The following is a 7,163-nucleotide window of genomic DNA, read 5'->3' as shown; positions in this document are numbered from 1 at the left end:
CAGCAACGGCGTCGGCTTCGTGGCGACTGCCGGGGCCAACGCCTCGCGCGGCCGCAGCGATGGCAAGGACACCACCTGGACCAACACCGAGCTGACCGCGGGCAATGTCCTCGCACTGCAATCGGGCGGCGACACCTCCCTGATCGGCGCGACGGGCCGCGCCGATCAGATCATCGCCGACGTCGGACGGGACCTGCGCATCGAGAGTCTGCAGGACGTCAGCACCTACGACTCCAAGCAGCAGGGCGGCGGGGTGCAGGGCAGCCTGTGCTACGGCTATTGCAAGAGCTCGGTGTCGGGCAACGTCTCGCAGACCCGGATGAAGAGCGACTACAAGTCGGTGGAGGAGCAGTCCGGGCTGATGGCGGGCGACGGCGGCTTCGTGGTGGACGTCAAGCGCAACACCACGCTGACGGGCGGCGTCATCTCCAGCAGCGACCAGGCCGTGGCGGATGGTCTGAACCTGCTGAAGACAGGCACGCTGGTGGCCGAAGACGTGAAGAACGTGGCGCGCTACAACGCCGACCGGATCTCCCTGAGCGGCGGTAGCGGCGGGGCGGGGACGCCGGTGGCGCTTGGAGCCTTCGGCGAAAACGACTCCAAAACGCTCAGCGGCATCAGTGGCGGCACGGTGGAGATCCGGGACGTCGCGGGGCAGCAGGCGCTGACCGGCAAGACGGCGACTGAGACCATCGCGTTGTTGAACCGCGATACGAGCGACACGTTGAATTCGCTTAATCCGATTTTTGATAAGGATCGGATCGAGGGGGGATTCGATATTGCGGAGGAAATGGTCAAGCAGGCGGGGCAGTTTTTCGAGAATCGGGCTGAGAAGGCGAAGACGCTTAAAAAGGCGTTGGAGAACGAACCCGAGGGTCCGCGCAGGGATGAGCTGAAAGCGCAATACGAAGACGCCAAGAAATGGGAGATTGGTAGCCAAGGTCGCCTTATAACGACCGCAATAATCGGTGCATTGAGCGGCAACGTCACCGGCGGCGCCAGTGAAATGGTGCAGGCGGCAGCGGTCAATTATCTGCAAGGTCTGACCGCGCAGCAGATCAAGCTGTATGCGGATGCGCTGGGCGAAGGCGTCGAGGCGCAAGCTGCGCGCGCCGCGTTGCACGCGGTGGCGGGATGCGCCGGAGGGGCGGCGCGTGGCGATGGTTGCGGGGCTTCCGCGTTGGGCGCCGGCGCCGCTTCGGTGGTGAACGCCTTGCTGGATGCCGCCAACGGTAAGCCTGGCTCGACCCTGTCGCCGCAGGACAAGGAGGCTCGCAACAACCTGGTGTCTTCGCTGTTGGCAGGCTTGGCTGCCGGGCTGGGATTGGACGCGAGTGCGGTCGTCAACAGCGGGAAGCTGGAAACCGAGAATAACGGGATCGCAGCACTGCTCAAGCGCGGCGGGGTGGCCGCCATCCGCGCATGCCTCGCCTCGACGGTATGCCGAGACAGCGTCATCGGAGCTACCGATGCTACGGCGATAACGGCGGCGGTGGCAGATCTGATGCGCAAGACGCCGGGTTTGTCGGAGGATCAGGCTCTGCCGATCGTTGTCATTCATCGCCTCCTTTCAGGCGACGAATCGGAGAGCATTCCAGGGAAATCAGGAGACCCCGTGCCGCCGATAGGGGTGCCGCCGAGCGGGGGGGAGTTGCCGGAAACGAAAGTGCCTGGTAAGTCGGGGGATGTGGCGGATGTTGGCGTGCCGGGGAAAGGGGTAGCGGAAGTTGATGATGGAGAACCGATAAGCACCCCAAACGAGGGTCCGATCATTGTTGATCCGATCTTCAGCAAGAATAAGGAGCTTCAACGCAGGGCGGAGGAGTTAGGGTATACGCGCCGAATTCCGCCGCAAAAAGCGCCATTCGATTCGCATGGCCAGGTGGTGTTCTGGAATGGGAAAAATTACATTACGCCCGATGTTGACGCGCATAATGTCTCGGGAGGGTGGAAGGTGTTCGATCGCAAAGGTAAGAGAGAAGGAACGTACGACAAAAATCTAAATTGGGTGAAAGAATGAGCTTTAGCATGAACTTGTTTGAGGATGTATTGGAACGTTTTGATGAATCAGTGTTGTGTGGAGAGATAGAAATAAATGGGTACAAAGAGACTTTTTTCGCTCCAGTGGGATTCTGGTTTCGAATTGATTATCTGAAGAGTTGGAAGAAATCACTGGATCAGGGGTTGCGAGATCGTAGTCATGCGGTTTTGGCGACGTCGATGCGTGATCCGGGTTCATGCAATTTTGTATTTTGTTGGGTGATCTATATCGAGGGTGAGCGGGCTTATATTCAAAATCATGCGTTATTTTTGAATGAATTGCCTGTTCCATTTATTCCGGGCGACATAAATCTACATGTTTCTGCGAGGGAGGAAATCAATGAAGATGGAAGGAAAATCTCTCAGTGGAGCGTTGATGTTTCCTCGATTTCAGAATTTTCCGAAATATTGGGACGATGGATTGCCGACAAATAACAAAATCATCTGAAGTAACGCAAGAGAGATAGAGTCTTTCGCGTCAAGAAGCTAGGCACACTCCGATTGAGTGGGTGGCCGAATTCGGGCGCCGTCAGGCTACATTTTCCATGTGCCATGTGGTGATAATTCAGGCAATAAAAGTAGGCACCAGTTGGTTGAGATTCCGAGCGTCCTTGAGGTGGAAATGCCCTTGAGGAAAGAGGGGGTAGTCCATTTCCCAAGATCTGGGGTTCTAAAGATGGCAAGTAAAGTGGTGGTGCTCGTTCTTGGAGATGAGTACGACAATGCTCTCAGGGAGGCCCTCCGTGCCGTTCTAGAAAATAGCGGTGCGGTTGAAATTGATAAATCTTGGGGAGTCGGTGGGTCTCAAGAAATCGAGCGTCTAGTCGTCGCGCTCGGTGATGCATCAATATCGATTGAAGCAGAGACCTTTGTCGGGATTACTATTTCCGGACCGAAGGGGGTTGTGGAGGATATTGCTTTGCAAGTTAAACGCAGATTGTTGGTTTGAAAATAAGATGCCAACCTAGAATTCTCCCGTTGACAGTGTAGGTTGGCTCCAATTTTTGTTCGCCGCCTTCCAAGAAATACCGTCTTTCCCGTCAGAGATAATGCCCTTTGGGAAACAGGGCGCCAGTCGCTTTGCCAAATGAAAGAATGCGAAATTGCATTTAACGAAGCTGGTCTTTAAAAAATAAAAACTAGGTGCTAGGGCGCTACCGTCGACCTCGCCGACTGTGCGGTCATGAACGCCCAGGCCCCTGACGACCGCGGGCCTGTCGGCGGTCAACTCCTACGATGAAGTGATGAAGGACCCGCAGAGCGCGGGCGGCCTGACGTTGAGCATCGACTACGGCAGCAGCAAGAGGCAGACCAAGAGTTCGAGCGGCCCTGGGCGCCGCACAGATCAAAGAACTCACCAAGGGGTTGGGAGGAGATGGCTCGGCGGCTAATGCGGCGCTTCATACCATTCTGGGTTGCGCAGGAGCCGCGGCACAAAGCGCCTCGTGCGCGGCGGGCGGCGTAGGCGCCTTGTCTAGCGTTGTGTTGAACAAGTTGCTGGACAGCGCAAGAGAGGATGCGACCAAGCAACTCTCGGCCGAGGAACGGCAGTCCCGCCTTGATTTTGTTGGCAGCATCGTGACAGGCATTACCGCGGCGATTGATCCGTCCGCGGTAGCAACCGTGCTGACGGGCGCGAACATCGAGGCAGAGAACAACTACCTCAGTGAGGCGCAGAAGGCGCAGCGGAACGAGGAAATACAGGCTTGCAAGTCCTGGACTTGCGTCGTTACGGCCGAAGCCAAATGGGTTGCCATCGATACGGGACAGGACGTCAGCTTCTATACGGGAGTGGTTGCGGGGGTTCCTGCGGGCGCGGTTGACTTAGCGCTTGGCATTCTCCAGGTCGCGGCCAGTCCGGGGGAAACCTATGCTGCGCTGAAGTCGTTGTTTGAAAGTGGCGATGTGCTGGAAAAAGTGCCTGCGGCGATCAAGCAGTCATACATCGAACGCATTACACGGATGGAGGCGGAATACCAGCGCGCGGGTGCGGGCGGCTCGTTCAACGCGGGTGTAGAAGGCGGGAAGCTGATATTTGACGTGGCTTTGCTGGTGGCTGGAGTGACAGGAGTCGCCAAGAGTGGCGCTACTCTGACCGAAAAGGTGGCGGCGCAGGTTGCGAGTAGAGGGGAAAATCTGGCGATTGGTGCAGGAGCGCGTGGCGCACTGGGCCGCATTACTGCGGGTTCTGCTGAAAAAGGAGTTTTGAATGAGGCAAATTTTGCCCAGAACAGAATTAATGCTGATCGCGTGTTTAGTCTGGATGGGCAGAAGATATACTCGGACTTGGCCGGAAAACCGATTAGAACGGTCGATGAATTGGCTGATGCACTAAAGGCGGGAACTGTTCGGCCGAATCAGCTTCCTGTTGATTATGTGGATATGAATGGTACTCGTCTTATTTTGAACACGCGGACTTCGACGGCGCTTGAGCAAGCTGGAATTCCACGTAGCGAATGGTTCGGGCGAAATCAAACGGGCGTTGAAGCCTATGGAGGAAAGACATTCAATGATTTAGCTGCAGATCAATTGAGAAAAAATAAACTGCCGCCAACAGGTGCGGAAAAACTAAAGTAGGTGCGTTCATGAAAATTGGTAAGCCAAAACTAATTTTTAATCCATATGATTGGCTGCCAGGTTATGGTGAGTCAAAAGTATCATTTCGTTCTTTCGGGCTGGATGTGGTGCTGACCGTCGAATATGATAGGGACGTACCGAACGCGGAGGGCCGTGATGCTGTGAAGAAGATGCGGCGGGAGATCACATTTAGAACCGTGCGATTTTTTATGCGAACCCCATTTCCTGGGAATCTGATTTTTGATTTTCATGGCGATCCAAGTGAATATGGGCTCGGAGAATTAACAGAGTTTTTGGATTCCGAGTTAATTGGTTCTAACACGGATGCATGTCGCGCTGTATTTTCTTGCGGGGCTTCAGAAGTTAGACACTTCAGCATTCAATTTTTGTCTGAAAATGTCGCGTTTCATGTGTTGGCGGAAGCTGTCTCTCTATCGGATGAAGAATTGGTTGCTTGATCCTCTTCTACGATGGAGCTGCTGGGTACCTCGGCCGTTAACCAGACCCCATTCTCGGCTTGAAAGAACTTGAAGCCCTGTTGATACATTCGCAGGGCAAAAATTCTCAGTACTACAGGTTGCCCATGGCGCTGCCCAACCGCGATAGCTGTTGGCTTGTCTGTCGACAGATGCACATGGTGCCGAGATCCTGCGATTAATCCTTGCTGTCGGATTGACGTTAAGAAGCGTGTGGTGGTGCCATGATAGAGAAACTCAGGAGGTTCTTTCTCTATATGCTGAATGCGTACGCTCGATGTTGAGTGACCCTGCGCCGCGCGAATACGCAGACCATCATTCGAAATGCTGAAGCGCTTCTTATCACTATTGCTGACGACTGCAAGAATCAGGGCCCTATCTAAGGAGCGCCCGTATTTGGCCGCGCTTGCTATCAAGCATTCAATATCCGCCCAACCTTCGCTATCTAGCTCCAGGTCGATAGCATGTGGCTCATGTCTGAGTACATAACTAAGAAACTTGCTGGTCTCGTTGAGTCGCTCGGTATTCATGTCGCTTGAAGAGTCGATGTGGTTTGCTAGCTGATAATTCTCGCCGGCCTGCGAGTTTGCTCCAATTTAATGTGAGCTAATGGCAGTTCTCCAGCGAGAAAAGACAGGGAAAATTGAGTTTTTTTTCAGGCACTGAAGTTTTCTCGTGAACGCACCGAAGGACACCGATGCGTCCCCTTTGAGTCACGTAGTGCTTGAAACTGCCATATGGTGACGCTTCAGTCAATGTCTGAGCTTGCTTAGCATAGATTACAGATTTGAGCTTTGCTGGAAGTGGACAGCCTCAGAATAGAGACGTCAGCAGGTGTGGGTAGTAACAACTGGCACGCAAACGAGGCCCGTGTAGTGGCATCGACAGCCGATTCGCAAGCTCCGTTCCGGTAGACACTGCTCGGCAGAATTTCCGAACCTTCCCAAGGTCACCACAACGGCACACTGGGCGGAAATTGGCCGGGCATATAAATACGCCGAAAGTTAAGGCGTACAACTGAAAGTGAAGGTGATCGAATGAAAAAGGAAATAGTGCCTAGAGCTTGGGCGAGTGTGAAACTGAATAAGGAGTTTCTTTGCATTCAAACCTATTCGGGCTATGGAAGTAGCCGGGCTGATTACAAAGGCGCCTTGTATCTAATGTCTCCTGATGCTGCTGATCAAGAGGTTGGTGAGGCTGTGCTAGATGCCCTGTCGAAAAGCCGCTTTGTTTTGCCGGAACCGAGGACGGATGTCTGGATCCATCCGGCGGCTACATTCGACAGGGATTTATATGATCTGGATTCCATGATGAAACGCTATAAAGATTGGGTTGCAGGACTGATGGACAAATACGGATATAAGACCAAGAGGGCGCTATTTAAAGATATGAAGAGCTGCAACGTGGAAGGTAAGCTCGGAATTTTGAAAATGATACCAAGTCATCACGAGAAACTGGAGGCTTGGAGCGGAGATGGATTCACCGATTCTGACAATGTCGTCATTGCAGCAGATAGTTCGCCTGATCAAGTAGGCTTTGCTCTTCGTTTGGCGCTGAGTCGCTGCACATGAATAAATCTTCAACATAGAAGCAAGAAGCCCGGCCGGTATCGCAAGTCTCCATGAATGCGCGCTCCGGATAAGACTCTTTGGTCCTGGAAAGAACCAAGGTGTCAGTCTCTGTGTCCGGGCTCTGATTTTTTTAAAAATCGGCGATGCCTTTGTCAACTTATCAGTCGCTTTTCCAAATAAAAGAATGCGAAATCGCATTCAACAAAGTTGGTCTTTAAAAAAATAAAAAACTAGGCGCCAGGGCGCCACCGTCGACCTCGCCGATCGCGAAGTCATGAAGGCCCGGGCCACAACGGGCGTGGCGGCGGTCAACACCTACGACGAAGTGATGGCGGACCCGCAGAGCGCGGGCGGCATGACGCTGACCATCGACTACGGCAGCAGCAAGAGCCAGACCATCACCAACCGCAACACGACCTCGTCCGTCGGCTCCAACATCGCGGCAGGCAACGACCTCACCGTCATCGCCAAGGGCGCAGGCGCCGATTCGGACATCACG

Annotated in this window: 8 protein-coding genes; 7 read left to right on the top strand and 1 reads right to left on the bottom strand. The window is 54.0% G+C overall.

Annotated features, from left to right (window positions below):
- The 5 genes from AC1RHV_RS31070 to AC1RHV_RS31050 all read left to right on the top strand — a co-directional run.
- The coding region (locus AC1RHV_RS31070) for a hemagglutinin repeat-containing protein (protein ID WP_492302720.1) at positions 1-2,020 on the top strand (2,020 nt) is incomplete at its 5' end.
- Between the two features lie 8 nt (positions 2,021-2,028).
- On the top strand, positions 2,029-2,475 hold the full coding sequence (locus tag AC1RHV_RS31065) for a hypothetical protein (protein ID WP_192330301.1): 447 nt from the start codon (positions 2,029-2,031) through the stop codon (positions 2,473-2,475).
- Between the two features lie 241 nt (positions 2,476-2,716).
- Positions 2,717-2,989, top strand: a complete 273-nt coding sequence (locus AC1RHV_RS31060) for a hypothetical protein (RefSeq protein ID WP_192330299.1) — start codon at positions 2,717-2,719, stop codon at positions 2,987-2,989.
- Positions 2,990-3,525: 536 nt separating this feature from the next.
- Complete coding sequence (locus AC1RHV_RS31055) at positions 3,526-4,617, top strand: hypothetical protein (protein WP_492302718.1); 1,092 nt, start codon at positions 3,526-3,528, stop codon at positions 4,615-4,617.
- A gap of 8 nt (positions 4,618-4,625) precedes the next feature.
- Positions 4,626-5,075, top strand: coding sequence for a hypothetical protein (locus AC1RHV_RS31050; protein WP_175162390.1), 450 nt, complete (start codon positions 4,626-4,628; stop codon positions 5,073-5,075).
- Here AC1RHV_RS31050 and AC1RHV_RS31045 read toward each other — a convergent pair.
- The gene (locus AC1RHV_RS31045) at positions 5,024-5,623 is read right to left on the bottom strand and encodes an RNA 2'-phosphotransferase (protein ID WP_192330293.1); all 600 of its coding nucleotides are present in this window, start codon (positions 5,621-5,623) and stop codon (positions 5,024-5,026) included. The genes AC1RHV_RS31050 and AC1RHV_RS31045 overlap by 52 nt on opposite strands.
- Positions 5,624-6,130: 507 nt before the next feature.
- Between AC1RHV_RS31045 and AC1RHV_RS31040 the strand changes: the two genes are divergently transcribed.
- On the top strand, positions 6,131-6,664 hold the full coding sequence (locus tag AC1RHV_RS31040) for a contact-dependent growth inhibition system immunity protein (RefSeq protein ID WP_175162394.1): 534 nt from the start codon (positions 6,131-6,133) through the stop codon (positions 6,662-6,664).
- Between the two features lie 274 nt (positions 6,665-6,938).
- A partial coding sequence (locus AC1RHV_RS31035; protein ID WP_492302714.1) for a hypothetical protein occupies positions 6,939-7,163 on the top strand: 225 nt, incomplete at its 3' end.

Source organism: Achromobacter sp. GW823-FHT04E03, from assembly GCF_058796095.1.
Note: the sequence above shows the minus strand (reverse complement) of the source record. Positions and strands in the feature narration are given on the sequence as shown.

Excerpts from the sequence above, each read along its gene's own strand:
- AC1RHV_RS31065 (WP_192330301.1), top strand. The coding sequence starts at position 2,029 with ATGAACTTGTTTGAGGATGTATTGGAACGTTTTGATGAATCAGTGTTG.
- AC1RHV_RS31060 (WP_192330299.1), top strand. The coding sequence starts at position 2,717 with ATGGCAAGTAAAGTGGTGGTGCTCGTTCTTGGAGATGAGTACGACAAT.
- AC1RHV_RS31050 (WP_175162390.1), top strand. The coding sequence starts at position 4,626 with ATGAAAATTGGTAAGCCAAAACTAATTTTTAATCCATATGATTGGCTG.
- AC1RHV_RS31045 (WP_192330293.1), bottom strand. The coding sequence starts at position 5,623 with ATGAATACCGAGCGACTCAACGAGACCAGCAAGTTTCTTAGTTATGTA.
- AC1RHV_RS31040 (WP_175162394.1), top strand. The coding sequence starts at position 6,131 with ATGAAAAAGGAAATAGTGCCTAGAGCTTGGGCGAGTGTGAAACTGAAT.